Raw genomic sequence first — 26,255 nt, 5'->3', positions numbered from 1 at the left:
AGGCGGCGGCAGATTTCTGCCGTCGCCCTTTGGCTTTTTGGGACAGCGGGTGCCAGGACCGCTGGATAAGACGGGTTTCCTGGCGTGTTTACGGACGTTCTTGATCGCCGTTCGGCGCCATAATTTCCGTTGAACCAGTTCAGGAGGTTTGTATGGCAACCATTTCATCCCCAGGCGTCGGCACGAACGGACTTGATGTCAAGAGCATCATCTCCCAGCTCGTCGCCCTGGAAAAGAGGCCCCTGGACACGCTCAAGCTGCAAGCGGCCACAGTCAATACCAAGATTTCCGCCTTTGGACAGATCAAGTCGCTGGTGTCCACGCTGCAGGATGCCGCGGGCAGGCTCACCAGCGTGACCGGGTGGAATGGTGTGGCCACCACATCATCCGACTCCAAATATGTTTCCGCCACTGCCGTTGGGGGCACGCTGCCCACAACGTTCAGCGTGGAAGTCCAAGGCCTTGCCAAGGCGCAGGCTACAGCGTCGGCCGCTTTGCTGCCTGTAGGTGGTGCGCTCGGGGCTGGCACGCTGCGCCTCGAACTGGGAAAGTGGAGTGTGGCGCCCGCATCGTTCACGCCTGGCAGCGGCCAGCCTGTGGACATCACCATCAGTGCCAGCGACAAGCTGTCGGACGTGGCCAGCAAGATCAATGGCGCCAACGCTGGCGTAACTGCGTCGGTCCTGACCGATGCCTCCGGCGAGCGCCTGCTGCTGCGCAGCAAAAGCACCGGTGAAGAAGCCGGCTTTCGCCTGAGCGTGATGGAAGGCGGGGACACCGACCCCCAGAGCGCTGGCAACACCGATGCTACAGGCTTGTCCCGCCTCGTCAATGGCGCCACGGTCACACAGGCTGCCGCCGATGCCAAGGCCACTGTCAACGGGATTGCCGTGTCCTCGGCCACCAACACGTTTGCGTCCACGATCTCGGGCGTGACTTTCAAGGCCGAGCAGGTGACGACCGCGCCCATTGAGGTCACGGTGAGCAAAGACAATTCTGCGATCCAGTCCAATATCGATGGATTCGTGAAAGCCTACAACGCCATCAACCAACTGTTGCAGGATGCCACCAAATACGACGCTGCGACTAAGTCGGCGGGCTTGTTGCAGGGCGACTCTACGGCGGTGGCCCTGCAAAGCTCCCTGCGCAATGCCATCCAGTCGGTCACTACGGGAGGCGGAGCCTTTCAACGGCTGGCGGACATTGGTATTACTCAACAGTTGGGTGGTGATCTAGCGGTCGACTCCACCAAGCTGAACAAGGCGCTGTCGGAGAGTCCCGACGACGTGAAAAACCTGTTCCGCAATACCGGCGGCGGCTCTGCCGACGGTATCGCTGTGCAGCTGAAAGCGCTGACGACCAACCTGCTGTCCAATGATGGCTTCTTCAAATCCAAGGACGCCACCCTGCAGCTGAGCCTCAAGCGCAACAGCCAAGACCAGACGCGGGTGAATGAGAAGGTCGATGCGTTTGAAAAACGCATTACCCAGCGCTATAACGCGCTCGATACCAAGCTGAGCAGTCTCAATGGCCTGAATGCGTACATCTCTCAGCAGGTCACCGCCTGGAACAAATCGACCGGTTAATCAGGGGCTTCAGTTTTTCTGGCGAATGCCGATAACTTAAGTAATACCTCGGAAGGATTGTCAGCATGTTCAGCGCCTACAGCCCCCGTGCAGCCAACGCATACCAGCGCATCAATGTAGAGACCAGCATGCACACGATGGACCAGCACCAGTTGGTCAGCCTGTTGTATGAAGGTGTTCTCAACTCCATTGCCACAGCACGCGGCGCCATGGCGCGCGGTGATGTGCTTGGCAAGGTCAATGCCATCTCCAAGGCAGTGCGCATCCTCGAAGAGGGCCTGAGCACCTCGCTCGACAAGGTCGATGGCGGAGAACTGGCCGAGAACCTGGGGGCCCTTTATGACTACTGCATCCACCGCCTGATCCTGGCCAACGCCCGCAACGACGATGCCTTGATGCAAGAAGTCATGCGCTTGATCGAGCCAGTGGCAACCGGGTGGAACGAAATCAAGAAATCGGGTGTCGGCGCTGCCGAAACGCCCGCCTCGGGCCAGCCAGTGCTGGTGGAGGCCTAACCATGTCACACATGTTGATTGACTACTACAAGGCGATTGAAGACAGCAGCGCCAAGATGCTGGAGGCTGCCAAGCTCAAGGACTGGGATGGCGTGGTGCGCTACGAAGGTGCCTGTGCCGTGCTGATCGAGCAACTGCGCTTCAAGTCGCAAGAGCACGAGCTGCTGCCTGAGCACCGCCGTGAAAAGACCCGCATCATGCAGCGCATCTTGCGCAACGATGCCCAAATCCGCTGCCTGGCAGAGCCTTGGCTCGCGCAGTTCGAGCATTTGTTTGAGGGCCAGCCTCAGATGATGCATTGAGGCATGCTGCAGCCCCAACACTAAGCCGACCTCATGAGGTCGGCTTTTTTATGGCCAAAATTGCCCGTTGCGCTTATGAATAAAGCGCTTGCAGCTATAAAAACAAGAGTGATGGACTGGGATGTTTGGGCGGAAGCGCCCAAAGCCCAAGCGGTGTAGCCGCTCTGGGCGGGTTACACCTGCATGTTCATGATGTCGGTGTACGCCTGCACCATGCGGTTGCGCACGTGCAGGGTGGCTTGAAAGCCGATTTGCGCCTTCTGGATGGCCACCATGGTTTCTTCCAGGCTCACGGAGGGGTTTTCCATTTGCACCTCCTTTTGCATCTCGGAAGACTTGTTCTGCGCGGCACTCACTGACTGTAGTGCGCCCTTGAGCGCGCCGGAGAAGCCGACTTCATTGCCCGTGGTTTGCGGCGCTGCGGCACGGCGCGCCACGCCAGCGCCCGTCAGCGGGGCGGTTGAGCTGGAGATGCGAAGGTCCATGGCGGTATCCGTAGGGGAATGGCGGTATGCTGCGTATCCTAGCTACCGGCCCGGAATGCATCGTTCTGAATAGATGGCCAAACGGATGGCTTATCCAGCGAACATTTTGGGGGCGTGACCGAATAATCGACCCCACGCTAGGTCTGTTGCAGGGCCTGCTTTAATGGAAAGCAAGATGTCTGCTGTTGCTGAAGTCCCTCTCAATCCGCTCCCGACGCCGGCCAGTCCCAACTGGCTGCAGCGGCTGTCTGCCCTCGACCGGGCGCAGCGCATGCGGCTGGGTGCGGGCGTGGCGCTGCTGGTGGCTGCTGCTGTTGCGGCCGTTGTGATGGGGCGCCAGCCCGACTACCGGGTGCTGTTTTCCAATCTGGGCGACAAGGATGGCGGGGCCGTGGTGGCCCAGTTGTCCCAAATGAACGTGCCCTACAAGTATTCCGAGGGTGGCGGCGCCATCCTGATTCCTGCGGAGCGCGTGCATGATGTGCGTCTGCGGTTGGCCACGCAGGGCCTCCCCAAGGGCTCCGTAGCGGGCTTCGAACTGATGGAGTCCAGCAAGTTCGGGATGACGCAGTTCCAGGAGCGCCTCAACTTCCAGCGCGGGTTGGAGGGGGAGCTCACCCGGTCCATCCAGGCCTTGTCATCTGTGCAAAGTGCCCGTGTGCACCTGGCGCTGCCCAACCAGAACGGTTTCTTCCGTGAGCAGCAAAAACCCTCGGCATCGGTGCTGGTGAGCCTGCACCCCGGACGCATTCTGGACCGCGCACAACTCGCGGGCATCGTGCATTTGGTGGCCTCCAGCGTGCCAGAACTGGCACCGTCTGCCGTGAGTGTGCTCGACGACACAGGCAAGCTGCTCTCCCAGTCGCCCGACAGCACCGCCGGTGCTGAAATCAATGCCCAGCAACTCTTGTATGTGCAGCAGCTGGAGCAGCAGTATTCGCGCCGCATCATGGACATCCTGGAGCCCGTGGTTGGCCGCGACAATGTCAAGGCACAGGTGACGGCCGAGGTGGATTTTTCGCAGACCGAGTCCACCTCCGAGCAATTCCGCCCCAACCAGACGCCAGACGCCAGCGCCGTGCGCAGCCAGCAGGTGCTGGAGAGTCGTGGCAGCGCGACCAAGACCGCTACGGGTGTGCCCGGTGCTGTCGCCAACCAGCCTCCCGCTCCGTCTGCCGCGCCCATCAACGGCGCCAACCCTGCGCCCAATGCGGGTGGCCAACAGGGCACGGAGGAGCAGTCCAACAAGCGCGAGTCCACCACCAACTACGAAGTGGACAAGACGGTGAAGGTGGTTCGTGGCAGCACGGGCGCCGTCAAGCGGCTGAGTGCTGCGGTCGTGGTCAACTACCAGTCGACCGAAGACAAGGGCAAGACCGTGACCAAGGCGCTCACGCCCGAGCAGATCGAGCAGATGACCGGGCTGGTGCGTGAAACCATTGGCTTCAATCGCGAGCGCGGTGATTCGGTGAATCTGATGAACACACCCTTCCAGGTCACTGCAGTGCCCACCACCGACACTCCGCTGTGGAAGCAGCCTGAGGTGATAGATCTGGCCAAGACCTTTGCCTGGCCGGTGGGTGCCGTTCTGTTCGCTGCCCTGGTGCTGATGGGCCTGGTGCGGCCCGCACTCAAGGGCACAGCGGCAGCCAAGGCAGGTGCCGCCAAGCCGGTGGCTGGTGGCCAGCTCGACGCGCTGGAGGCAGAGACGCCCGAGCGTCCGGCATTGGCAGCACCCGCTCGCAAGGACGAAGTATTGCCCGCGACCCCCGAGCAACTGCGCCTGGAAGATGCGCGCACGCTCGCCAAGGAGAACCCGGTCGCGGTCGCCAATATTCTCAAGACTTGGCTGAACGGCGATCCCGCTTAGTAGCCGCTATCGATTGCACGGACGATGACCATGGACGACCAAGGACTCCACGATGCCGCCATCATGCTGATGTCCCTCGGCGAGGAAGAGGCGGCCGAGGTGTTCAAGCACTTCTCGCCCAAGGAGGTGCAGAAGCTGGGCGAAACCATCGCGCGCATGCGTTCGGTGTCGCGCGAAAAGGTGGATGAGGTCATCAACAAGTTCTCCAACGCGGCTGCAGCGCAAAGCCTGCTGGTGTCCGACACCGGCAACTACGTGCGTGCCGTGCTCAAGCGTGCCCTGGGCGATGACAAGGCCGGCCTGCTGATCGATCGGATCTTGCAGGGCGGCGATGTCTCTGGCATCGAGAGCCTCAAGTGGATGGACCCGCTGTCAGTGGCCGAACTGTTGCGCAATGAGCACCCGCAGATCGTTGCCGCCATCCTGGTGCACCTGGACAGCGACCAGGCGTCGGGCATCCTGATGCACCTGACAGATCGCCAGCGCAGCGAGATCTTGCTGCGCGTGGCCACGCTGGAAGGCATCCAGCCCACGGCCCTCAAGGACCTGAACGAGGTGCTGTTCAAGGTGCTGGCGGGTGGGGACAAGATCCGCAAGAGTTCGCTGGGCGGCGTCAAGGCGGCTGCAGAAATCATCAACTTGCTGGGGGGCAACATGGACGCCGTGGTTCTTGAGTCCATCCGGGGCTACGACCCCGACCTGGCCCAGAAGATCATGGACAAGATGTTCGTGTTCGAGGACGTGCTCAAGCTCGACGACAAGGCCATTCAGACAGTGCTCAAGGAAGTGGCATCCGAGACCCTCATCGTGGCCCTCAAGGGTGCGGTGCCCGAGCTGCGCGAAAAATTTCTGTCCAACATGTCTTCGCGCGCTGCCGACGCGCTGCGCGAAGACCTCGAATCGCGTGGCCCGATGCGGCTGTCCGAGGTTGAGGCGCAGCAGAAGGAAATTCTCAAGACAGTGCGACGCCTGTCTGACGAAGGCCAGATCGTGATCGGAGGCGGTGGTGATGATGCCTTCGTCTAACCAGCGGTCCTATTCGCGCTTCATTCCGAGCGAGGAAGTCGGCGACTTCAAGCAGTGGAAGTTTGCCGCCGTAGACGGCTCCGACCTGGTGGAGCCAGAGCTGGAGCCGGAGCCTGTGGCAGAGCTACCCGCCGAGCTGGATGAAGCGGCACAGCAGGCGCTGGTCCAGCAGGCTTGTGACGATGCGTATGCCGAGGGCTTTGCCCAAGCGCAGGCGCAGACCGCGCTGGAGTGGCAGCGCCGCATGGATGAATACATTGCCCAGCAGGGGCAAGAGGCGACACAGCGCCTGCAGAGCGTGCTGCAGACGCTGGACGCGAGCCTGATCGACATGCAGCAGCAGATGGCGCAGCAGGTGCTCGAATTGGCGTGCGACATCGCGCGCCAAGTGGTGCGCCAGGAACTGTCGGTCAACCCCAACGCCTTGCTGCCTGTGGTGCGGGAGGCCGTTGGCATGCTCGTGACCGAGGGGCGTCCCGCCACGGTGCGGCTCAATCCGGTGGACATGGAAGCCATGGCCGAACCCCTGCGCGAAGAGACCAATGCGCCCGGCGTGCAGTGGATGGCTGATGCCGCCGTGCCTACGGGGGGCTGCCTGGTGGAGTCGGCTGGCACGGTCGTCGATGGCAGCATCGACAAGCGGTGGCAGCGCGCCATTGCGTCGCTGGGACTGCAGTCTCCCTGGGATGACGGGGAGCGTGGGGATGGCGATGACCGTTGACACATCTTCTGCCTGGACCCGCTTCATGGACGATGCGCGCGAGCGCGTTGCTGAGGGTGCGTCGCTGGAGACGCGCGGTACGCTCACCCGGTTGACGGGCCTGGTGTTGGAGGCAGTGGGCATCCGTGTGCCCGTGGGCTCGCAGTGCATGGTGCAAATGCCCGGACACGCGCCGGTGCTGGCGGAGGTTGTCGGGTTTTCTGCCGACCGTGCATTTTTGATGCCTGCAGGCGATATCCACGGGCTGTCCAGTGGCGCCAGCGTGGTGCCAGCTGCGCCCTACATTCCGATGCCCCGCTTGGGCGAGCCCCCTCGGCCCGTTCAACGCGCCGGAGTGCTGCGTTTGCCCATGGGCGATGGCCTGCTGGGGCGCGTGGTGGATGCCCAGGGTCTGCCCCTCGACCACGGCGGGCCGGTGCAGGATGTGGTGTCCGAACCCATGGGGCGGCGGCAGATCAACGCCATGGACCGCGATCCGGTGCGCGAGCCCCTGGATACCGGCGTGCGCGCGATCAACGCCTTGCTGACCGTGGGACGCGGTCAGCGCCTGGGGTTGTTTGCGGGCTCTGGAGTGGGCAAGAGTGTGTTGCTGGGCATGATGGCCCGCTACACCCGAGCCGATGTGATCGTGGTGGGGCTCATTGGCGAGCGGGGGCGCGAGGTCAAGGAGTTTGTGGAAGACATCCTCGGTGAGGAAGGCCGTGCGCGGTCGGTGGTGGTGGCTGCACCTGCCGACGCGCCGCCGTTGTTGCGCATGCAGGGTGCGGCCTATGCCACCGCAGTGGCAGAGCATTTTCGCGACAAGGGCCAGCATGTGTTGCTGCTCATGGACTCACTCACCCGCTACGCGATGGCGCAGCGCGAAATTGCCCTGGCCATCGGCGAACCGCCTGCGACAAAAGGGTATCCGCCGTCATGTTTTGCCAAGCTGCCGCAGCTGGTCGAGCGCAGTGGCAATGGCCTGCATGGTGTGGGCTCCATCACGGCGTTTTATACGGTGCTGTCGGAGGGGGATGACCAGCAGGACCCAATTGCCGATGCCGCACGCGCCATTTTGGATGGGCACATCGTGTTGTCACGCGCCCTGGCGGAGACCGGGCATTTCCCAGCCATCGACATCGAGCAATCGGCATCGCGGGTGATGCACAACGTGGTGTCACGCGGGCATTTTGACCTGGCGCGGCGGTTTCGCGCTGTGTATTCGCGCTACCAGAAGAGCCGGGACTTGGTGCAGGTGGGGGCTTACATGAGCGGCTCCGACCCCGCGTTGGACGAGGCGATCCGCTTGCAGCCGCAGATGGCGGGTTTTCTGCAGCAGGACATGTTTGAGGCTGCCTCCATGGACCACAGCGTAGCCGCGATGGCGGCGGTGCTGGACCATTGAAGGTTGACAGGTAATTCATCATGTCCGGTCTCAGTGCCCTCTCTGTCGCAGTCGAAGTGGCCACACGCAAGCGGGACGATGCCCGCAAGGTGCTGCAGGACACCCTGGCTGCCGAGCAGGCTGCGCGCGCCCAGCTCGGTCAGCTGGAAGACTATGCCCGTGAAACCGAGTCCCGTTGGGGTGTGAAGGCCAACACGGCCATGCAGCCTGAAGTGATGTACCACCACTACCAGTTCATGGACCGGCTGGGCCATGCGGCCAGCATCCAGACCGGTGTGGTGGGTGACCAGTCTGCGCGGGTACAGGCTGCGCAGCGCGCACTGCTGGATGCAGAGCTGAGGTTGGCCAGTTTGCGCAAGGTGGTGGACAAGCGGCGCAACGACCTTGCCCTGCAGCAGCAGCGCAGGGACCAGAAACAGACCGATGAACGTGCCGCGCTGCAGTACCGCAACGCTGGCCAGGAGAATTGAACATGGAACCGACCAAAGTAGCCTCCTCGCAGGGCACCCAGCCCGCCCACGCGGCCCGCACCAAGTCGCCGTCCCAGCCTTCGGCCACAGATGCTAGCGATCCTGCTGCTGGGGGCGGTTTTTTGGCGCTGCTGGCGGCGTTGGGGGGCGGGGCGGACGGGAATCCGCTTGGCGATGCCTCGGGTGAAACTCTGTTGCCTTCTGCTGAAAGCGGCGCTGATGTCGCCTCGTTGTCTGCGGCAGATACTTCTGCCATGGCTGCATGGCAAGGCCTGCTTGCTCCGACGCAAGACAGGAATGAACTGGGTGCTTTCAATGGGCAGACTGCCTTGGGAGCGTCTCAATCGGCCAACCCAGGTTGGGGTGGCATAGCGGCAGGAATGCAGTCGGGCGTGCAAGGACTTGTAGCCTCCCCAGGAAATGCGCTCAGTGACATGCTGGGCATGCCCCAAGGGTTGGTTGCCGAGACTGTGAAGCTGGATACGTCCGCTGACCTCAAGGAGGAGCCTTCGCAAGGAGCCTTGGCTGGTTTGGGGCGTGCCTTCTCGCGCTTGCAGAGTGCTAGCGCTCAACGAGCCGGCGGCATGGGGGCGGCCGATGCACCCTTGGGTTCAGCCACCTTGCGGGATTCTGCAGCGCGTTCCAATGCCGTTCAGAGTGCCTCCGTCGCGCTGGTTTCCTCTGTCGGAGAGCGGGCTGTCGCAGGGGTGATGGCTGGCTCAGCGGTGGAGCGATCAGGAGTTGCTCAGTCAAATCCTGCTGCGGGCGCGGACGGGGTACCACCTTTGGCGGACGGTCTGCTGGCGGCTGTCGGGCCAGCACATGCTCCAGAGTCACCGGCTGACGGGCGTTCCAATGGCGATGGCACAGGGGCGGGCGGCGCCTGGTCTGAAGGTGCATCCGGGGCATCACCTGTAGAGTCGGGCAACTTCACCGACGCAACGGTCACTGCGGACCCAAACGCCCTGGGGGCAGAGGATCAGGTGGCCGAGCAGGTGGCCTACTGGGTGAATCAGAAGACCCAGAACGCGGAATTGACGCTGCAGCGTGATGGGCAGCCGGTGGAGGTGTCGGTGTCTCTGTCGGGCAATGAAGCGCATGTGTCGTTCCGCAGCGACCAACAGCAGACGCGGGAGCTGCTGGACCAGAGCATGGCGCAGTTGAGCGACTTGTTGCGCAGCGAGGGCTTGGTGTTGTCAGGCATGTCGGTGGGTACATCGGCGCGCGACAGCGCGGATGGTGGCGAGGCGGGGCAGCAGCGCCCTCGCGACGGAGCGCGCCAGGCGCAGGTGGTGTCTGCCGTGCCCGCAGGCACGGCCTCGCTGGCGCGCGGTGGCGGGGCCACGGACCGCGCTGTAGACGTATTCGTCTGATTTTTGTGGAGTGATGTGGACAGCCCACAGTTCTGTTCACCCCAGCAGTGCAGGCGAGCGCGGTGAATGCCATGGTTTTGGGCTTTTATTCTGGCTATTATTGGTTACACCCCCGACCAATAATGGGCTACCCGGTGGAGCTTGCGCTTTGATAGCGCCAGTGCCGCCTGTTCCCTACCGCAAGGAATTCCATCGTGTCAGCCAATACTCCCGCAGCAGCAGCGCCCGCCAAAAGCAAGAAAATGCTGTTGATCATCATCGGCGTGGTGGTGGCTGTGCTGGTGATTGGAGGGGGGGCGGCAGCGTGGTTTATCTCCAGTCGCTCGCATGCCGCAGAGGACGAAGAGGGCGGCGGTGCGCCTGCCGCACACAAGGAAGCCCCTAAAGTGGCCCCCACCTTCTTGCCCATGGAAAACATGGTGGTCAATCTTGCTGATCCGGGCGGTGACCGCTTTGCGCAGATTGGCATCACCCTGGAGCTGGAAGACGCCAAGACTGCGGAACAGGTCAAGCAGTACCTGCCAACGATTCGCAGTGGCATCCTGATGCTGGTGTCGCAGCGCACGTCCACGGAACTGCTGCAGCGCGAGGGCAAGGAGAAATTGGCCACCGATATCTTGCGCGAGGTCTCGCGGCCCTTGGGCTATTCAGTGCCGTCAGAGCGCGAGCGTGCCAAGGCGGCGGCTGCCGCCGAGCATGACGAGGGGGATGCAGAGGAGCGTCCCGCCGCGCGAAAGCGCACAGAGCGTACAGAGCGCAATCCTGTGCGCAAGGTGCTCTTTTCGAGCTTCATCATCCAATGAGCCAGCCGGGCAAGGACCAGCCATGAGTGATTCATTTCTTTCGCAGGAAGAGGTCGATGCCCTTCTGGAAGGGGTCACTGGCGAGAGCCAGAAGTCCGTCGAGGAAGTGGCTGAGGCGGGGGCGGTACGCAACTACGACATTTCCAGCCAGGAACGCATTGTCCGTGGCCGCATGCCGACGATGGAAATCGTCAACGAGCGGTTTGCACGCAACTTCCGTATCGGGCTGTTCAACTTCATCCGCCGCAGCCCCGAAATTTCGGTGGGGACCGTGTCGGTGCAACGCTACAGCGCGTTCCTGCGGGAGCTGGCGGTGCCCACAAACTTCAACATCGTGGCGATCCGTCCCTTGCGCGGCAGCGGGCTCATCGTCTGTGAGCCTTCGCTGGTCTTCGGCATCATTGACACCCTGTATGGCGGGGTCGGAAAGTTCCAGACCCGCATTGAGGGCCGTGATTTTTCGCCCACCGAGCAGCGCGTCATCAACCGGCTCGTGGATGTGATCTGTGCGGAGTACAAGAAGGCTTGGCAGGGCATCTACCCGTTGGAGCTGGAATACCAGCGCTCGGAAATGCAACCCCAGTTTGCCAACATCGCCACACCCAGCGAGATCGTGGTGTCCACGGCTTTCCAACTGGAAATCGGTGACCTTTCAGGCGCTATTCATATCTGCATGCCGTATGCAACGCTAGAGCCAATTCGCGATGTGCTGTATTCGTCCACGCAGGGCGATTCCATTGAAGTGGACCGCCGTTGGGTGAATGTGCTCAAGCGTGAAATCCAGTCAGCAGAAGTCACACTGGTGGCGGAGCTGGCGAAGGCTGATGCCACCGTGGAGCAATTGCTGGCCATGAAGCCGGGTGACTTCATAGAGCTGGACCGTGAGCCCCGCATCCGTGCGTCGATCGGAGGGGTTCCAATTTTTGAATGCCAGTATGGAACCCACAATTCCAAGTACGCCATCCGCATTGAAGAGTGCCTGCGTACATCGGACATGAGCTGGCTGGGAGAGAAAAATGGCAACTGAAGAAGACAACAAGGATGCAGGCGCGGACGACCCGTTTGCGGGTTGGGCCGAGGCGCTCGAAGAGCAGAAGCGGACGGATGACAAGCCGGCGGACGCAGAGCAGGGGGGGCCGCTCTCGGGCGAGCCTGTGCGGCCATTTTCCGGCGCTGCGGGCGGCGATAGCGTCAACGACATCAACATGGTGCTGGATATTCCGGTGCAGCTGTCGGTGGAGTTGGGGCGCACTAAAGTGCCCATCAAGTACATCCTCCAACTGGCGCAAGGCTCGGTGGTGGAACTGGATGCGCTGGCGGGCGAGCCCATGGATGTGCTGGTCAATGGATACCTCATCGCCCAAGGCGAAGTGGTGGTGGTCAATGACAAGTTCGGTATCCGCCTGACCGATGTGGTCACGCCGTCGGAACGTTTGCGCCGGGTGAGCCGTGGATAGTGGGAGCATGACGCAGACACTGCTCGTCGTGGTGCTTTTTGTGGGCGCCATGGCGTTGCTTCCGTGGGCTGTGCGGCGGTTGCAGCAGCGTCAGGCCGCTGGGGCGCTGGCTGTCGGGGCGGCGTCCCGTGTGGTGTCGGCAGTAGCCGTCGGGCCCCAACAGCGGGTAGTGACGGTGGAAGTCGGACCTGAAAATGCGCGTACCTGGCTGGTGTTGGGCGTCACTGCGCAGCAGGTCAGCTGCCTGCATGTGCTGCCAGTGACGGCCAAGGGGGCTGGTGAGGCGGTGAAGGCACCACTCCCAGCGGGGCCGTCGTTTGCCCAGGAGATGCGAACTGCGTCCGCTGATTCTGGAAAGCCCGCACATGTCTGAAAGCCAACCCTCCCTCGTAAAGCGTGGGGCGCGGATGGCGTGGCGTTCATGGCCGTGGGCCGTCGCTGTCTTGGGCCTGGTGGCACAGGACTCTGCCTGGGCCCAAAGCGCAGGCGCATTGCCACTGGTGGTAGGCAGTGGGCCATCTGGCGCCAGCTACTCGGTGCCAATCCAGACCTTGCTGTTTTTTACGGCGCTGTCGTTTTTGCCTGCGGTGCTGTTGATGATGACGGGCTTTACTCGCATCGTGATCGTGTTGTCCTTGCTGCGCCAAGCCTTGGGAACGCAGTCGGCCCCCCCCAACCAGGTCATCATCGGTCTGTCGTTGTTCCTGACCTTTTTTGTCATGGGGCCGACGCTGGATCGTGTGTACCAGGATGCGTACGTTCCCTACACCAACAACACGATCAGCTTCGAACAGGCGCTGGACAGGGCAGAGGCGCCCATGCGCAGCTTCATGCTCAAGCAGACGCGGCAATCTGACTTTGCGCTTTTTTCAAGATTGGCACGTCTTGACCCCAAAGTGACGGCTGAGACGGCACCCATCCGTGTGTTGGTGCCGGCCTTTGTGACCAGTGAGCTCAAGTCGGCGTTCCAGATCGGGTTCATGATCTTCATCCCGTTTCTCGTCATCGACATGGTGGTGTCCAGCATCCTTATGTCGCTGGGCATGATGATGTTGTCGCCGGTGTTGGTGGCATTGCCGTTCAAGCTCATGTTGTTCGTGCTGGCAGACGGCTGGAACCTGCTGATCGGATCATTGGCCGCCAGCTTCGTCACCTAGAGGATTCCGCCATGACTTCACAAATGGTGCTGACCATTGGGCGTGATGCCCTCACGCTGCTGTTGATGATTTCCATGCCTGTGCTGGGGGTGGTCATGGCGGTGGGTTTGTTGGTCAGTATTTTTCAGGCTGTCACGCAGATCCACGAAGCCACGCTAGCCTTTGTGCCCAAGCTGATTGCTGCCATGGTGGTGTTTGCGATTGCGGGGCCCTGGATGCTCAGCACCTTGGTGGACTTCATCCGCAGGACGATCGAATCGATTCCGTCGATGATTGGATAGCGCCATGCCAATCTGGGCCCTTGGCTGCCTGAGAACAATGCAGGGCTGCCTGCGCTGGCGACCCGCACAGGGGACTCTGGCGCCTTTTCCGTCAATGGGCCCCAGCCAGGCCATTGGAGGAGGGGCGTGATTACCTTTTCCGAGGCGCAGATCATGGCGTGGCTGTCTCCCATCCTGTGGCCCTTTTTGCGCGTGCTGGCCTTGTTTTCGGTGGCTCCGGTGTTCTCCATGCGCGTTGTGCCCATGCGCGTCAAGGTTGGCCTCGCGTTTCTGGTGGCCTTTTGTGCGCAAGGGGTGCTGGGCGAGCAGCCCGTCATCAGCGTGAACGGCCGTGAGGCGCTGGGCACGGTGGCACAGCAGGTGGCTGTAGGGCTGGCGATTGGTTTCTCGGTCCGCCTTGTGTTCACTGCCGTCGAGCTGGCCGGCGAAATCATTGGGTTGCAGATGGGGCTCAACTTTGCTTCATTCTTTGACCCCACCTCCAATGGGCAGATCAGCGCCGTGGCCCGTTTTTTTGGCCACATGTCCATGCTGCTCTTCATTGTCATCAACGGTCATTTGTTGATCCTGATGGCCGTGGTCAAGAGCTTTGACCGTTTTCCCGTCGATGGCAACTTTCTGCAGGCGTTGGGGCAGATGCGTTTGTATGAGCTGGGGGCTTCGCTCTTTTCCAGTGCGCTCTGGATTGCCATGCCCATGATTGCGTTGCTGCTGTTCGTCAACCTGACCATGGGCATCATCTCGCGCGTGGCGCCGCAAATGAACATCTATGCGGTGGGTTTTCCCGTCACGCTCACGGTGGGGATGCTGGGGATTGCGGCAACATTGCCGATGCTGGAGCAACCCGTGCTGGCGTTGATGCAGCAGGCCGTGGATCTGTTTGCGGTCGGTCGGTAGTGAAGCTGGCCGCTGGCTATACCAGTTGGTTGCGGATGGCGTAAACGGTCAGTTCAGCGTTGTTCGAGAGCTTCAATTTCTCGAGAACCCGTGAGCGGTACACGCTCACGGTTTTGGGGCTCAGCATCAATTCTTCGGCGATGTCCGACAGGCGCCGACCCGAGGCAATCTTGACAAGGGTTTGCAGTTCGCGTTCGGATAGTGTCGTATGGGGCGCCTCTGGCGTGGGTTGGGCCAGGCTGTCTGCCAGCATCTGAGCCACTTCGGCCGTGAGGTACTTGCGCCCCTGCATCACCGTGCGTACTGCCGCAATCAGCTCAACCGGATCGCCAGCCTTGTTGGCGTAACCCTGGGCTCCCGCCTTGAGGCAGCGCAGTGCGTATTGATCCTCGGGGTACATCGAAACCACCAGTACCTTGATGGTCGAGTGGGTCTCGCGCAGACTGGCCAATACTTCCAGGCCACTGCGTCCAGGCATGTTCAGGTCCAGCAGCAGCACATCACAGGCGGCCGTGCGCAGAACTTCACGCAGCTCGGAATACCCGCCCGCTTCGCCGGTCACCTGAATGTCCGGTGCTTCGGCGAGTGTGTCGCGAATGCCGCGCCGCAATACGGCATGGTCGTCGCACAAGACGACATGGATCACTGGGCATCTCCTGGAGCGGATGTGGAGGGAGATATTAATGGGATGGACAGGATGACCGATGTGCCCTGACCCGGGCGACTGCTGATGTCCAGCCACCCCCCTACGGTACGCGCACGCTCTTGAAGGCCCTTGAGGCCGAAGGCCTTGGGTTTGTCGCGAACTGTGGCATCCATACCACGGCCGTTGTCTGCAACCTCCAGGGTCAATACCCCCTCCTTGTCAGACAGTTCAATGTCCACCTTGCTGGGCTGCGCATGCTTGGAGATATTGGTCAATGCTTCCTGGGCGGTGCGGTACGCCACCAACTGAACGTCGGTGGGGGTGTCAATGGTGTCGTTGCTGCTCTGCAGCCTCGTGGGAATGCCGGTCCTGCGTTCAAAGCCCGTGGCCAGCCACTGGACGGCCGCAACCAGCCCTTGTTCCAGGATGGGCGGACGCAGGTTCATCATGATGCGCTGGCTGGCGCCGATGGCGTGTTGCAGCATGTCCGCTGCCGATGTGGCGTGTTCTTGCATGGCCGAATCTGTGCTGTGGCGCCCGATCCAGGCTACGTCAAAGCGCACGGCCGTCAGTGCGCCGCCAATGTCGTCGTGAATCTCACGGGCGATGGAGGCACGCTCTTGCTCAATGGAGGTCTGCAGGTGTTCGGCCAATTCGGCCAAGCGGCGCTGTGACGCAGCCAACTCGCCAATGGCCTGCTCGCGCGCATTGCGCGCTTCGTGCACCTCCAAGGTCCGGGCGATCACATGGGGCAGGCGCTGGATATCGTCCTTGAGCAGATAGTCCGCTACCCCGAGCCGCATCGCGTCTACCGCCGCAGGCTCGCCGATAGCGCCCGAAAGCAGCACAAAGGGCGGGTGATGCGGTTTTTGCGCCACATGGGCCCACGCATCCAATGCGGTGAAGCCTGGCAGGCGGTAATCTGCCAGGATGATGTCAAAGCTGCCGTTGTCCGTCAGTCTTTGGAATTCTGAAAGAGTATCGACCCGCTGGAGGCGGCATTGGAGCCCGGATCGACGCAACGCACGCGCTGCCAATTCGTGATCGGCCGGTGAATCTTCAAGATGCAGGATTTCAAGGGTCTGGTCTGATGTTGCAGGGCCCATAGGAGCGCTATCATAGGATACAAATTGGAACAAACAAGGGTGTTTGTCCGGTTGGGATGGTTTGTGTGTCAGCGTCCAATGGGCGCGGATGCTCCGGTTTGCTCGGGGGCCTCGGCAGGTTACTGATGCATGTATCGTAGTCCTGTGTATTTGCGTGTTTTGCCGCTACGTGCTGCGATGGAGAAACGATGCAATCTACGCTAACAACGCCTGGAGGACCTGCTGTCCAGGTTCCCGTCATGGTGGCGGCAGAGCTTCAGGACTCCCTGCTGGTCGTGATGCACGATTTGCACCGCTTGGAAGGCCTGCTGAACCACGCCACCGACAATCTGCTGGAGCGGTTTGGCGAGGCGAACGCCATGTTGACAGATGCCGTGGTGTCAGACTCGCCAGAACTGGTGGCCGCGCGTACGGCGCTGCGCAGCGCGGTGACTGAGCTGCAGTTCCAGGATATGGCCTCCCAACTCATATGGCATACCACCAAGGTGCTGCAGGGCTGCGCCTTCCGGCTGGCCTCGGAAGCCATGGGGCATGAAGAAGGTGAAGATGCCGCGCCCTTTGCGGAGATGGCGCCCGACAGGCCGAATCCTGTCACCCAAAGCGAGATGGATGCAGGTTCTGTGGACCTGTTTTGACGTTCACATCACTGGTTACCTTATATATTCAAGTCAGTTGGAGCCATACATGCAATCGATCCTTGCCGTTGATGATTCACCTTCCATGCGCAAAATGGTGTCGTTCACCCTCACTGGTGCCGGCTATCACGTCGTGGAGGCGGTGGATGGGCAAGATGCCCTCGAAAAGGCCGAGACGCACAACATTGACCTAGTTTTGGCCGACCAGAACATGCCACGTCTTGATGGCATTGGCCTGACCCGCAAACTGCGCGAGCACCCCAAATTCAAGACTATTCCCATCCTGATCCTGACGACAGAGTCGAGCGATCAGATGAAGCAGGCGGGCCGCACGGCGGGTGCCACGGGATGGCTGGTAAAACCTTTTGATCCGAATCGCCTGATCGAAGTCATCCAGAAAGTGATCCGCTGAGCCGGGTTGACTGAGATCATTTAGTACACAGGAGCCCACCATGGCGGAAACCTACCAAGAAGGATCAGGTGCAGGCGCTGACTTCGACCTCAGCCAGTTCTATCAGATCTTTTTCGAGGAAGCGGGTGAGAACCTCGACCAGATGGAGCAGATGCTCCTGAGTCTGGACCTGAGCAGTGCCAACGACGAAGAACTCAACGGTATCTTCCGTTGCGCTCACTCGATCAAGGGTGGCTCTGCCACCTTCGGGTTTTCTGATGTGGCCGAGCTGACCCATCAGATGGAGTCTCTGCTTGACCGTCTGCGCCGCCATGAGCTGCAACCCATCCCTCAGATGGTGGACGTTCTGCTGGAATCTGCCGACGCTTCCCGCAGCCTGCTGGCTCGCCATCAGGCGGGTGGACAGGGCGAGGCGGTTTCCACCACCTCCTTGGTTCGCCGCATCAGTGACTTGGCGGCAGGTTTGGTGCCCAGCGACGATGCGCCCGAGGTCGCCGCACCGCCTCCCCCAGCACCCGCGCCGGTAGCGGCAGCTCCGGCGCCCAAGCCTTCCTCCCCCGCAGTGCCCGGCCAGGCGCGGCAGTTGGAGATCCATATCGGCCCGCTGGATCGCCCCGAGCAAGCTGATGCGATCAAGGAACTGTTCCGTGACATCCCCGGTTTGGGTGCGATCCGCGATGTGCAGGGCAGCCAAGCCAACACGCGGGTCTTTGCGGTGGAAACGACTTCTACCAACGACGATCTGCTGGACCTGTTTGCCTTCCACGTTGCCAAGGAGCAGGTGCTGATTCGTGATGCGGCTGCTTCGGACGATGGTGCTGCCGCTGCCGCTGGTGCCGATGATGAGGCTGCGGCTGCTGTGGATGCATCGGCGGGCGAAGCACCTTACGGATTCTTCACCGGCGCACCTGGCGCGCCCCATGGTGAAGCAGTGGCAACTGCGCCTGCGCCTGCGCCTCAAGTTCCAAAGGCCGCTCCCAAGGCTGCCGAGCCCAAGGTGGCAATGCAGGCGCAGATGGAGTCCACGACCATCCGCGTGGACGTGAAGAAAGTCGATCAGCTGATCAACTTGGTGGGTGAGCTGGTGATTACCCAGGCGATGTTGGCGCAGAACAGCCGGGGGCTCGATGCTGGCGCGTACCAGCAGTTGTTGGCCGGGCTGGCGGACCTGGATCGCAACACGCGCGACTTGCAAGAGTCGGTGATGTCGATCCGTATGATTCCGATGTCCATCGTTTTCAGCCGCTTCCCGCGCATGCTGCGCGACCTAGCGAACAAGTTGGGCAAGAAGGTGGAGCTGGTGACTTTGGGTGAAGCCACCGAACTGGACAAGGGGCTGGTTGAAAAGATCACCGACCCGCTGACCCACCTGGTGCGCAACAGCTGCGACCATGGCATCGAAATGCCTGCTGATCGGCTTGCCAAGGGCAAATCCGAGCATGGCACCATCACGCTGTCGGCGTCGCACCAAGGCGGCTCGATCGTGATCGAGGTGCGCGATGACGGCCGTGGCCTGTCGCGCGAGAAAATCCTTGGCAAGGCCCAGGAGCGCGGTATTGAGGTGTCGGAGCAGATGAGCGATGCCGATGTCTGGCAGCTGATCTTTGCCCCCGGCTTCTCCACGGCTGACGAGGTGACCGATGTGTCCGGCCGTGGTGTCGGCATGGACGTGGTCAAGCGCAATATCGCAGCGCTCAACGGCTCGGTAGAGATCGATTCTGCAGAGGGTTACGGCATGAAGGTGTCGGTGCGTTTGCCGCTGACGCTTGCCATCATGGATGGCATGTCGGTGGGTGTGGGCGATGAGGTCTACATCCTTCCCCTGTCTTCGGTGGTGGAGTCGTTCCAGGTCAATGCGGACGATGTCAGTACCGTCGCGCAAGGCTCGCAGTTGGTCAAGGTGCGCGACGAATACATGCCCGTCATCGCGCTGGAGAAGATCTTCCAGGTCCCGCGCTTTGACCTCAATAAATCCAGCAACATCATGGTGGTTGTAGAGGCTGATGGCAGCCGTGTGGCGCTGCTGGTAGATGAGTTGCTCGGCCAGCACCAGGTGGTGGTCAAGAACCTGGAGTCGAATTACCGCAAGGTGCCCAACGTATCGGGCGCCACCATTTTGGGCGACGGCACCGTGGCATTGATTTTGGACACGGGTGGCTTGGTGCGCCGGGCGCGCCACTAGATACAGGCGCGGGCGCCCGGGAGGCGCTGCGCCGTCATGAAAGGAGAATGCACCATGAGTGTGATCGGTAAAGCTGCAGACGCTGCACCTACGGGCGCGCGTGAATATCTGACGTTCCGCCTCGACCAGGAAGAGTACGGCATCGACATTCTGAAGGTGCAGGAAATCCGTGGCTACGAGCCACCCACACGCATTGCGAACGCGCCGGACTTCATCAAGGGCGTGGTCAATTTGCGTGGCACGATTGTTCCCATCGTGGACATGCGCATCAAGTTCAACTGCGCGCAGGCGGACTACAACAGTTTCACGGTGGTCATCATCCTCAACCTGCGCAACCGTGTGGTGGGTATCGTGGTGGATTCCGTGAGCGATGTGATGGAGCTGACGCCTGAAAGCATTCGATCGGCGCCCGATATCGAGAGTGCCATTGACAACAGTTGCATTCTGGGCCTGGGGTCGGTGGGCGAGCGCATGTTGATCTTGCTGGATATTGAGAAGCTCATGTCCAGCGTGGACATGGGCTTGGTGACCGCCAACGAATGAGGCGCAATAGTCAGCAGCCAGTGGTGGTGCAGGCGCATGTCAGGCTGTGAGCAGGGCTTGCAGACCTTTTGGAGCGAACAGGATTTCCTCTCGGACGATCAATATGGCCCAAACCACCAGTGCTTCTGCGTCAGTCCGGTCAGGCCCAGCAAGGGCAGATCCTTCGCATGCTGCAGCGGCAGCGCCCTCTGGCCCTTTGGCGCAAGGGCGGGAGTTTGTCTGGACCAACGCAGACTTTGCCCGGGTTCAGGCCCTTATCTATCAGCGCGCTGGCATCAGCCTGCATGATGGCAAGCACGCGATGGTGTATAGCCGCCTATCGCGACGGCTGCGCGACACCGGGTACACCAGTTTTCACGACTACCTGAGCTGGCTGGAGACCCACGATGGGCCGGAGTGGCAGGAGTTTGTGAATGCATTGACCACCAACCTCACGGCCTTTTTCCGTGAGCAGCATCACTTCGAAATTTTTGCGTCGCACCTGCGGTCCAAACCATCGGCCGGCTGGAAGGTTTGGTGCAACGCAGCGTCCACTGGCGAAGAGCCCTATTCCATCGTGATCACTGCGCTGGAGGCGCTGGGAGCCAATGCTTCTTTCAAATTGACGGCCAGTGACATCGACTCGCGCGTGCTGGCCACGGCCGCGCAGGGCGTGTACCGGCTCGACAGCGTCAAGGGCTTGAGTCCTGAGCGCCTGCAGAAATTCTTTCTCAAAGGCAAGGGCGGGAATGCGGGCATGGTCCGCGCCAAGCCTGAACTGCGGCGTGCCATCGACTTCATGAGCGTGAACCTCATCCGCGACGATTGGCCGTTCAAAGAGCCGTTCGATGTGGTTTTCTGCCGAAACGTGATGATTTACTTTGATGCCCCCACGCAGCGGCGCGTGCTCGAAAGAATCCACCGCGTGCTCAAACCGGGTGGCATGCTGTTTGTGGGGCACGCCGAGAACTTCAGCGAGTCCAAAGATCTGTTCACCCTGCGTGGCAAGACGGTGTACGAGCGCCGCTGACCTGTCCATGTTGTCCTGCACATTGCACCCATGACCAACATTCACACAGGTTCATCCTCTTCCAGTGCCGCGGCTGTGCCCGGTTCTTCCGAAAGACGCCGCGCTCCGCGCATCGCGCCGCTGAGCGCCGACATCTACACCTCGGGCAACGGGCCCGCACGGGAGTCGTCGCTGCAGGAACTCAAGGCACGCAGCCGCAAGCCGGGAGAAGCCTCATTTTTCTACCTTGATCACCACTTTCAGCACAACGCGGTGAAGGTGCTACCCGGCGAATATTTTGTGTCGGATGAGAACATGGTCATCATGACCGTGCTGGGTTCGTGCATCGCGGCCTGCCTGTGGGACAGCCGCGCGCGTATTGGGGGCATGAACCATTTCATGCTGCCTGATGGAGATCTGGCGGACGCATCGGGGCGGTATGGTTCCTACGCCATGGAGCTGTTGATCAACGAAATGCTCAAGCTCGGAGCCCGCCGTGAAACTATGCAGGCCAAGATTTTTGGGGGCGCCCAGGTCATGCACAACTTCACCACCATGAACGTGGGTGAGCGCAACACGAATTTTGTGTTGAATTATTTGCACACGGAACGTATTCCGATCGTCTCCGAGGATGTGCTGGACATCTACCCACGCAAAGTGGTTTTTTTCCCGGTGACAGGCAAAGCCATGGTCAAGCGGCTGGCGCATGCCCATCCCGAAACCCTGGTGGCCCAGGAGGTCCGTGGCAATGCCGCCACTGTGGCCAAGACCACATCGGGTGGTTCTGTGGATCTGTTTTGATAAAGGTTTGAGTTAATGAGCAGGAAAATCCGGGTGATCGTGGTGGACGATTCGGCGCTGGTCCGTAGTCTGCTGTCGGAGATCATCAACCGCCAGCGCGACATGGAGTGCATTGGCACTGCCAATGACCCCTTGGTGGCGCGCGAGATGATTCGCGAATTGGATCCGGATGTCATTACCCTGGATGTTGAGATGCCCCGCATGGATGGCATTGATTTTCTGGGCCGCCTCATGCGCCTGCGGCCTACGCCGGTGGTGATGATCTCTACGCTGACCGAGCGTGGTGCTGAGGTCACGATGAGGGCCTTGGAGTTGGGCGCGGTGGACTTTGTGGCCAAACCGCGCGTAGGGCTGGCCAACGGGCTCAATGACTTGGCGGCGCAGATTGTGGACAAGATCCGTGTCGCTGCCGTTGCGCAGGTGCGCCGCGCGCCGACGCGCGACACAGCACCAGCCAGCGGGCCGGGTGGCGCTGCCGTGCCTCTTGCCGTGCCTGCGGCTGGGTTGCTGGGCCGTCTGTCCACCGAAAAGCTCATCTGCATCGGGGCGTCCACAGGGGGCACGGAAGCCATCAAGGAGGTGCTGGTCCAGATGCCTGCGGACTCACCCGCGATTGTGATCACCCAGCACATGCCCCCAGGGTTCACCACCAGTTTTGCGGCTCGCTTGAACGGGCTGTGCCAGATCACAGTCAAGGAAGCTGTGAATGGCGAGCGCATTTTGCCCGGCCACGCCTACATCGCGCCGGGCGGCACCCAGTTCCATGTAGCCCGCAGTGGCGCCAACTATGTGGCGGTGGTGGACGATGGTCCACCGGTCAATCGCCACAAGCCCTCGGTCGAGGTGCTCTTCAAGTCCGCAGCGGCGGTGGTGGGGCGCAATGCGTTTGGCATCATGCTCACAGGCATGGGCAACGATGGCGCAGTCGCAATGCGTGAGATGAAAGACGCGGGCAGCTACAACTACGTTCAGGACGAAGCGACCTGCATCGTGTTTGGCATGCCGCGCGAGGCTATTGCCCATGGCGCTGCCGACGAGGTGCTGCCGCTGGGGCAGATTGCCCCAGCGTTGATTGCTCGTTTGCGCGGAACGACGGACCGCCTGCACCACCGGATTTGAGGGCTATCGCTGCTTCCTGAGGGACAGGCCTGCGCAATGGCCTGCCTCAGGAGTGTCCGATGTAGGGAGTGCGCTCGCGCCTATTCAGAGAGTGCGGTCCATCGCTCCAGTGCCGTCATCAGCTCTTCGTCGATGGCGGCGGCTCGGCCTGTCATGGCGGCGGCGCGAGTTGGGTCGATGCCAAAGAGTGATCCGTCAGCCAGTGCGTCCTGAAGGGTTTTTTGTTCAGTCTCCAGCGCGCTGATCAGGTCGGGCAGTTGATCCAGTTCGCGCTGCTCTTTGTAGCTAAGCTTCTTTTTTGATAGCTGTGCAGGCTTATTAGATAAGCGCTCCGGCGTGTTTTGATCTGAAATTTCGGGGGTGGACGGTTTGGCGGACGTTGCAGCAGCAGCTTGCAGCGACCGACTGCGTTTGGATTGGAGCAGCCAGTCCTGTACGCCGCCTTCGTACTCGCGCCACAGGCCGTTGCCTTCAAAAGCGAGGGTGCTGGTCACCACGTTGTCGAGGAAGGTGCGGTCATGGCTGACCAGGAACACCGTGCCGTCGTAGTTTTCGAGCAACTCCTCCAGCAGGTCCAGGGTGTCGATGTCCAGGTCGTTCGTGGGTTCGTCCAGCACCAGCACATTGGCCGGGCGGGCGAACAGCCGGGCGAGCAGCAGACGGTTGCGTTCGCCGCCGGACAGCGACCGCACTGGGGAGTGCGCGCGCGCGGGGGAGAACAAAAAGTCACTTAGATAGCTCTTGACATGTTTGCGCTGATTGCCGATCTCGATCCATTCGCTGCCGGGGCTGATGAAGTCCTCCAGCGTGGCGTCGAGGTTGACGGCATGGCGCATCTGGTCAAAGTAGGCTACCTGCAGGTTCGCTCCCTGCCGGATGGTGCCTTTGTCGGCCTGTAGTTCGCCCAGGATCATCTTGAGCAGCGTGGTTTTGCCAGCGCCGTTCGGGCCGATCAGACCCACCTTGTCCCCGCGCAGTATGGTCCCGGAGAAGTTGTGCACGATGGTTTTGTCGCCGAAGGATTTGCTCACCCCTTGCAGTTCCGCCACGATCTTGCCCTGGTAACCGTTGGAGCCTCCGCTGGCAACATCCATGCGCACGCTGCCAACGACTTCGCGGCGAGCCTCTCGGCGAGCGCGTAACTGTTCCAGGCGGCTGATGCGGCTTTGGCTGCGGGTGCGGCGCGCTTCTACGCCACGTCGGATCCACACTTCTTCTTGTGCCAACAGTTTGTCGGCCTTGGCTGCGATCACCGCCTCCTGTGCCAACTGCTCCTCTTTTTGGATCTGGTACTGGGCAAAGTTGCCGGGATAGGAGCGCAACTGTCCTCGGTCCAGCTCCACGATGCGGGTGGCCACGCGGTCCAGGAAGGACCGGTCGTGGGTGATGGTCACGACGCTGCCCGGAAAGTCCAGCAGCAGGTCCTCCAGCCACTCGATGGAGTCCAAATCCAGGTGGTTGGTCGGCTCGTCCAACAGCAACACATCAGGGCGCGCTACCAGCGCCTGCGCCAGCGCCACGCGTTTTTTGGTGCCGCCAGAGAGTGTTCCGACCACGGCTTCGGGGTCCAGATGCAACCTCTGCAAGGTTTCTTCTACACGCTGCTCCCAGTTCCAGGCATCGTAGGCCTCGATCTCCGATTGCAAGGCATCCAGATCCAGGCCGTCCGCGCCCGAAAGGTATTGATCGCGGATAGCGATCACGCGCTGCAGGCCCTCGGAGGCCGCCTTGAAAATGGTGGCATTGGGGTCTAACGTGGGCTCTTGCGCGACGAATGCAATGCGCACCCCTTGCTGAACTTGTAAGGTGCCATCGTCCGGTTTGGCAAGTCCTCCCAGGATTTTGAGAAGGGAGGATTTCCCCGCGCCATTGCGGCCAATCAGGCCAACCCGCTCGGCGGTCTCCAGGGAAAAGCCGGCGTGATCCAGCAATGCAACATGCCCAAATGCGAGTTGGGCGTCCAGTAAGGTGATAAGTGCCATAGGGCGGGATTATCCGTGTCGCGCTCTATTGGGCTTTTGCGCCCGTCCCTGATGGCTTGGCGGTAGTGTGGGGGGGCTTTGACTTGCGAAAGATTGGGCGGTGAGCTCCGCCTGTATTGCGTCAGAACCTGTCGCGCCCCTGCAAGCGCGCAAGGATGCGCAAATCTTCCCCGATTCGATCCACCGAATGGAAGCTAAGGGCATGCGCCTCAGAAAGCGCGGCCAAAGGAGTCATCTGAGCCATTCCCATGCCCTCTCCAATCAGCTTGGGGGCGAGATAGACCAGCAATTCATCCACCAGGCCTTCGCGCAGCAGTGAGCCATTGAGCTTGTATCCCGCTTCAACGTGCAACTCATTGATCTCCCTGCGTCCCAGGTCTTGCACCATCGCTGGCAAATCCACCTTGCCGACATTGTTCGGCATCGTGATCACGATGGCGCCCAAAGCTTCCAGCGCACGGCGTTTCTCCTCATGCGCAACCGCTGAATAGATATAGACAGGGCGTTTTGCTGCGAAAAGCAACGCGTCCAAAGGTACTGCCAGTGCACTGTCCACCAAAACGAGGGCTGGCTGTCGATCGGTCTGTACATCCCGCACATCCAGTCTCGGGTTGTCCGCGAGCACGGTTCCGATGCCAGTCAGTACCGCGCAAGCCCTTGCGCGCCAGGCATGTCCGTCAGCACGCGCAGCGGGCCCGGTGATCCATTGGCTTGCTCCATTGGTCAATGCGGTTACACCGTCGAGCGAGGCGGCTGCTTTCATCCGCAACCAAGGCTTTTTTCGAATCATCCTGCTGAAAAACCCCAGGTTCAGTTCCCTGGATGCCTCTGCCCCCTGTCCTACATCCACAGCTATGCCTGCAGCACGCAGGCGGGCAAACCCGTTGCCCGCCACTGCGGGGTTGGGGTCGGCGATCGATGCGATCACTTTGGTGATGCCCGCTTGAATCAACGCATCGCAGCAAGGACCTGTGCGCCCGTGGTGTGAGCAAGGTTCTAGCGTGACGTAGGCGGTAGCGCCCTGGGGCGAATTACCCCGCTGTTCTGCGTCGCGCAGGGCCATCACCTCAGCATGTGCCCCCCCCGCGCGCTGTGTGGATCCTTGGCCAATGATGGTGCCGGCGTTGTTTACGAGCACGCAACCCACCCGGGGATTGGGGGAGGTGCGGTACATGGCCTCTTGGGCGAGATCCAATGCCGTCTTTGTGTAATCCGTCATGGTAGGTGTCGATGAAGAGCGAACGGTCCGAGTTGTCGTTACGGCAGCTTACGCGACGTTCAGTGCTCAATGCCAACCGCTGCTAGAGAGGCGTGGCGTATCTGTTCATAGATGCTTTGGAGGCTGGGGTTGCTGGATTGGTGGGTGGTTGAGCGGGTGCGGATAAAGCCTCGGGTTTCCCCTGCTGCCTGTACAAACCGTGCTATAGTCGAGGGCTTCGCTACTGAGACCTGAGAGCGCAAGTGATCAGGTTGATGGGGCGGTTTGTGGTGGTGCTTTGTGCTGCTGTGGATTG

At 61.1% G+C, this 26,255-nt stretch carries 28 protein-coding genes; 23 read left to right on the top strand and 5 right to left on the bottom strand.

Annotated elements, in window-relative coordinates:
• Positions 1-152: 152 nt before the first annotated feature.
• The 3 genes from fliD (at position 153) to OIN59_RS13845 (ending at position 2,403) form a co-directional block, all read left to right on the top strand.
• The gene (fliD, locus tag OIN59_RS13855; protein WP_274111251.1) at positions 153-1,586 is read left to right on the top strand and encodes a flagellar filament capping protein FliD; all 1,434 of its coding nucleotides are present in this window, start codon (positions 153-155) and stop codon (positions 1,584-1,586) included.
• A gap of 65 nt (positions 1,587-1,651) precedes the next feature.
• Positions 1,652-2,101, top strand: coding sequence for a flagellar export chaperone FliS (fliS, locus tag OIN59_RS13850; protein ID WP_274111249.1), 450 nt, complete (start codon positions 1,652-1,654; stop codon positions 2,099-2,101).
• 2 nt (positions 2,102-2,103) lie between these two features.
• Positions 2,104-2,403, top strand: a complete 300-nt coding sequence (locus OIN59_RS13845; RefSeq protein ID WP_007860919.1) for a flagellar protein FliT — start codon at positions 2,104-2,106, stop codon at positions 2,401-2,403.
• Positions 2,404-2,576: 173 nt separating this feature from the next.
• On the opposite strand, the gene fliE is transcribed toward OIN59_RS13845, so the two are convergent.
• Positions 2,577-2,888, bottom strand: coding sequence for a flagellar hook-basal body complex protein FliE (gene fliE, locus OIN59_RS13840; RefSeq protein WP_056065729.1), 312 nt, complete (start codon positions 2,886-2,888; stop codon positions 2,577-2,579).
• Between the two features lie 175 nt (positions 2,889-3,063).
• On the opposite strand from fliE, the gene fliF reads away from it, so the two are divergent.
• The 13 genes from fliF to fliR all read left to right on the top strand — a co-directional run bounded on the left by fliF (position 3,064) and on the right by fliR (position 14,327).
• On the top strand, positions 3,064-4,758 hold the full coding sequence (fliF, locus tag OIN59_RS13835) for a flagellar basal-body MS-ring/collar protein FliF (RefSeq protein WP_274111243.1): 1,695 nt from the start codon (positions 3,064-3,066) through the stop codon (positions 4,756-4,758).
• A gap of 30 nt (positions 4,759-4,788) precedes the next feature.
• Positions 4,789-5,784 (top strand): flagellar motor switch protein FliG, encoded by a 996-nt coding sequence (fliG, locus tag OIN59_RS13830; protein ID WP_056065732.1) that lies wholly within the window; start codon positions 4,789-4,791, stop codon positions 5,782-5,784.
• Complete coding sequence (locus OIN59_RS13825) at positions 5,768-6,505, top strand: FliH/SctL family protein (RefSeq protein ID WP_274111241.1); 738 nt, start codon at positions 5,768-5,770, stop codon at positions 6,503-6,505. The genes fliG and OIN59_RS13825 overlap by 17 nt, the downstream gene beginning before the upstream one ends.
• Positions 6,495-7,889: a flagellar protein export ATPase FliI gene (fliI, locus tag OIN59_RS13820; protein ID WP_274111239.1), complete on the top strand. Its 1,395-nt coding sequence runs from the start codon at positions 6,495-6,497 to the stop codon at positions 7,887-7,889. The genes OIN59_RS13825 and fliI overlap by 11 nt, the downstream gene beginning before the upstream one ends.
• 20 nt (positions 7,890-7,909) lie before the next feature.
• Complete coding sequence (locus OIN59_RS13815) at positions 7,910-8,359, top strand: flagellar export protein FliJ (protein WP_274111237.1); 450 nt, start codon at positions 7,910-7,912, stop codon at positions 8,357-8,359.
• 785 nt (positions 8,360-9,144) lie between these two features.
• Positions 9,145-9,732, top strand: coding sequence for a flagellar hook-length control protein FliK (locus tag OIN59_RS13810; RefSeq protein ID WP_274111235.1), 588 nt, complete (start codon positions 9,145-9,147; stop codon positions 9,730-9,732).
• A gap of 194 nt (positions 9,733-9,926) precedes the next feature.
• Positions 9,927-10,535: a flagellar basal body-associated FliL family protein gene (locus tag OIN59_RS13805; RefSeq protein WP_274111233.1), complete on the top strand. Its 609-nt coding sequence runs from the start codon at positions 9,927-9,929 to the stop codon at positions 10,533-10,535.
• A gap of 22 nt (positions 10,536-10,557) precedes the next feature.
• Positions 10,558-11,562, top strand: a complete 1,005-nt coding sequence (gene fliM / locus OIN59_RS13800) for a flagellar motor switch protein FliM (RefSeq protein WP_274111231.1) — start codon at positions 10,558-10,560, stop codon at positions 11,560-11,562.
• Positions 11,552-11,992 carry a flagellar motor switch protein FliN gene (gene fliN / locus OIN59_RS13795; protein ID WP_274111229.1) on the top strand — a complete coding sequence of 147 codons (441 nt, stop codon included), beginning with the start codon at positions 11,552-11,554 and terminating at the stop codon, positions 11,990-11,992. The genes fliM and fliN overlap by 11 nt, the downstream gene beginning before the upstream one ends.
• Positions 11,993-11,999: 7 nt before the next feature.
• Entirely contained in the window at positions 12,000-12,365 is a 366-nt protein-coding gene (locus OIN59_RS13790) for a FliO/MopB family protein (protein ID WP_274111227.1), read from the top strand.
• Between the two features lie 34 nt (positions 12,366-12,399).
• The gene (gene fliP / locus OIN59_RS13785; RefSeq protein ID WP_274111663.1) at positions 12,400-13,149 is read left to right on the top strand and encodes a flagellar type III secretion system pore protein FliP; all 750 of its coding nucleotides are present in this window, start codon (positions 12,400-12,402) and stop codon (positions 13,147-13,149) included.
• A gap of 11 nt (positions 13,150-13,160) precedes the next feature.
• On the top strand, positions 13,161-13,430 hold the full coding sequence (fliQ, locus tag OIN59_RS13780; RefSeq protein WP_015015801.1) for a flagellar biosynthesis protein FliQ: 270 nt from the start codon (positions 13,161-13,163) through the stop codon (positions 13,428-13,430).
• Between the two features lie 126 nt (positions 13,431-13,556).
• Complete coding sequence (fliR, locus tag OIN59_RS13775; protein ID WP_274111222.1) at positions 13,557-14,327, top strand: flagellar biosynthetic protein FliR; 771 nt, start codon at positions 13,557-13,559, stop codon at positions 14,325-14,327.
• Between the two features lie 16 nt (positions 14,328-14,343).
• Here the strand turns inward: fliR and OIN59_RS13770 are convergent, their stop codons facing one another.
• Positions 14,344-14,973: a response regulator gene (locus OIN59_RS13770; protein WP_274111220.1), complete on the bottom strand. Its 630-nt coding sequence runs from the start codon at positions 14,971-14,973 to the stop codon at positions 14,344-14,346.
• Positions 14,970-16,079, bottom strand: a complete 1,110-nt coding sequence (locus OIN59_RS13765; protein WP_274111218.1) for a hybrid sensor histidine kinase/response regulator — start codon at positions 16,077-16,079, stop codon at positions 14,970-14,972. The genes OIN59_RS13770 and OIN59_RS13765 overlap by 4 nt, the downstream gene beginning before the upstream one ends.
• A gap of 188 nt (positions 16,080-16,267) precedes the next feature.
• Between OIN59_RS13765 and OIN59_RS13760 the strand changes: the two genes are divergently transcribed.
• From OIN59_RS13760 to OIN59_RS13730, 7 genes are all read left to right on the top strand, one after another.
• A complete protein-coding gene (locus tag OIN59_RS13760; protein ID WP_274111216.1) occupies positions 16,268-16,714 on the top strand; it encodes a hypothetical protein in 447 nt (148 codons plus the stop codon).
• A gap of 49 nt (positions 16,715-16,763) precedes the next feature.
• Positions 16,764-17,126, top strand: a complete 363-nt coding sequence (locus OIN59_RS13755; protein ID WP_015015796.1) for a response regulator — start codon at positions 16,764-16,766, stop codon at positions 17,124-17,126.
• Between the two features lie 40 nt (positions 17,127-17,166).
• A complete protein-coding gene (locus tag OIN59_RS13750; RefSeq protein WP_274111212.1) occupies positions 17,167-19,308 on the top strand; it encodes a chemotaxis protein CheA in 2,142 nt (713 codons plus the stop codon).
• Positions 19,309-19,362: 54 nt separating this feature from the next.
• Complete coding sequence (locus OIN59_RS13745; protein ID WP_056648307.1) at positions 19,363-19,851, top strand: chemotaxis protein CheW; 489 nt, start codon at positions 19,363-19,365, stop codon at positions 19,849-19,851.
• Between the two features lie 103 nt (positions 19,852-19,954).
• The gene (locus OIN59_RS13740; protein WP_274111208.1) at positions 19,955-20,860 is read left to right on the top strand and encodes a CheR family methyltransferase; all 906 of its coding nucleotides are present in this window, start codon (positions 19,955-19,957) and stop codon (positions 20,858-20,860) included.
• 30 nt (positions 20,861-20,890) lie between these two features.
• A complete protein-coding gene (gene cheD / locus OIN59_RS13735) occupies positions 20,891-21,640 on the top strand; it encodes a chemoreceptor glutamine deamidase CheD (protein WP_274111206.1) in 750 nt (249 codons plus the stop codon).
• A 15-nt stretch (positions 21,641-21,655) separates the two neighbouring features.
• Positions 21,656-22,759 (top strand): protein-glutamate methylesterase/protein-glutamine glutaminase, encoded by a 1,104-nt coding sequence (locus tag OIN59_RS13730; protein ID WP_274111204.1) that lies wholly within the window; start codon positions 21,656-21,658, stop codon positions 22,757-22,759.
• Between the two features lie 80 nt (positions 22,760-22,839).
• On the opposite strand, the gene OIN59_RS13725 is transcribed toward OIN59_RS13730, so the two are convergent.
• Both OIN59_RS13725 and ribD read right to left on the bottom strand, forming a co-directional pair.
• Complete coding sequence (locus OIN59_RS13725) at positions 22,840-24,741, bottom strand: ATP-binding cassette domain-containing protein (protein ID WP_274111202.1); 1,902 nt, start codon at positions 24,739-24,741, stop codon at positions 22,840-22,842.
• 121 nt (positions 24,742-24,862) lie between these two features.
• On the bottom strand, positions 24,863-25,960 hold the full coding sequence (ribD, locus tag OIN59_RS13720; RefSeq protein ID WP_274111200.1) for a bifunctional diaminohydroxyphosphoribosylaminopyrimidine deaminase/5-amino-6-(5-phosphoribosylamino)uracil reductase RibD: 1,098 nt from the start codon (positions 25,958-25,960) through the stop codon (positions 24,863-24,865).
• Positions 25,961-26,255 lie beyond the last annotated feature (295 nt).

Origin of the sequence: Acidovorax benzenivorans (assembly GCF_028680575.1) — a bacterium.
In the GTDB taxonomy this organism is placed as follows: domain Bacteria; phylum Pseudomonadota; class Gammaproteobacteria; order Burkholderiales; family Burkholderiaceae_C; genus Acidovorax; species Acidovorax benzenivorans.
This window is presented reverse-complemented; position numbering and strand designations above follow the sequence as displayed.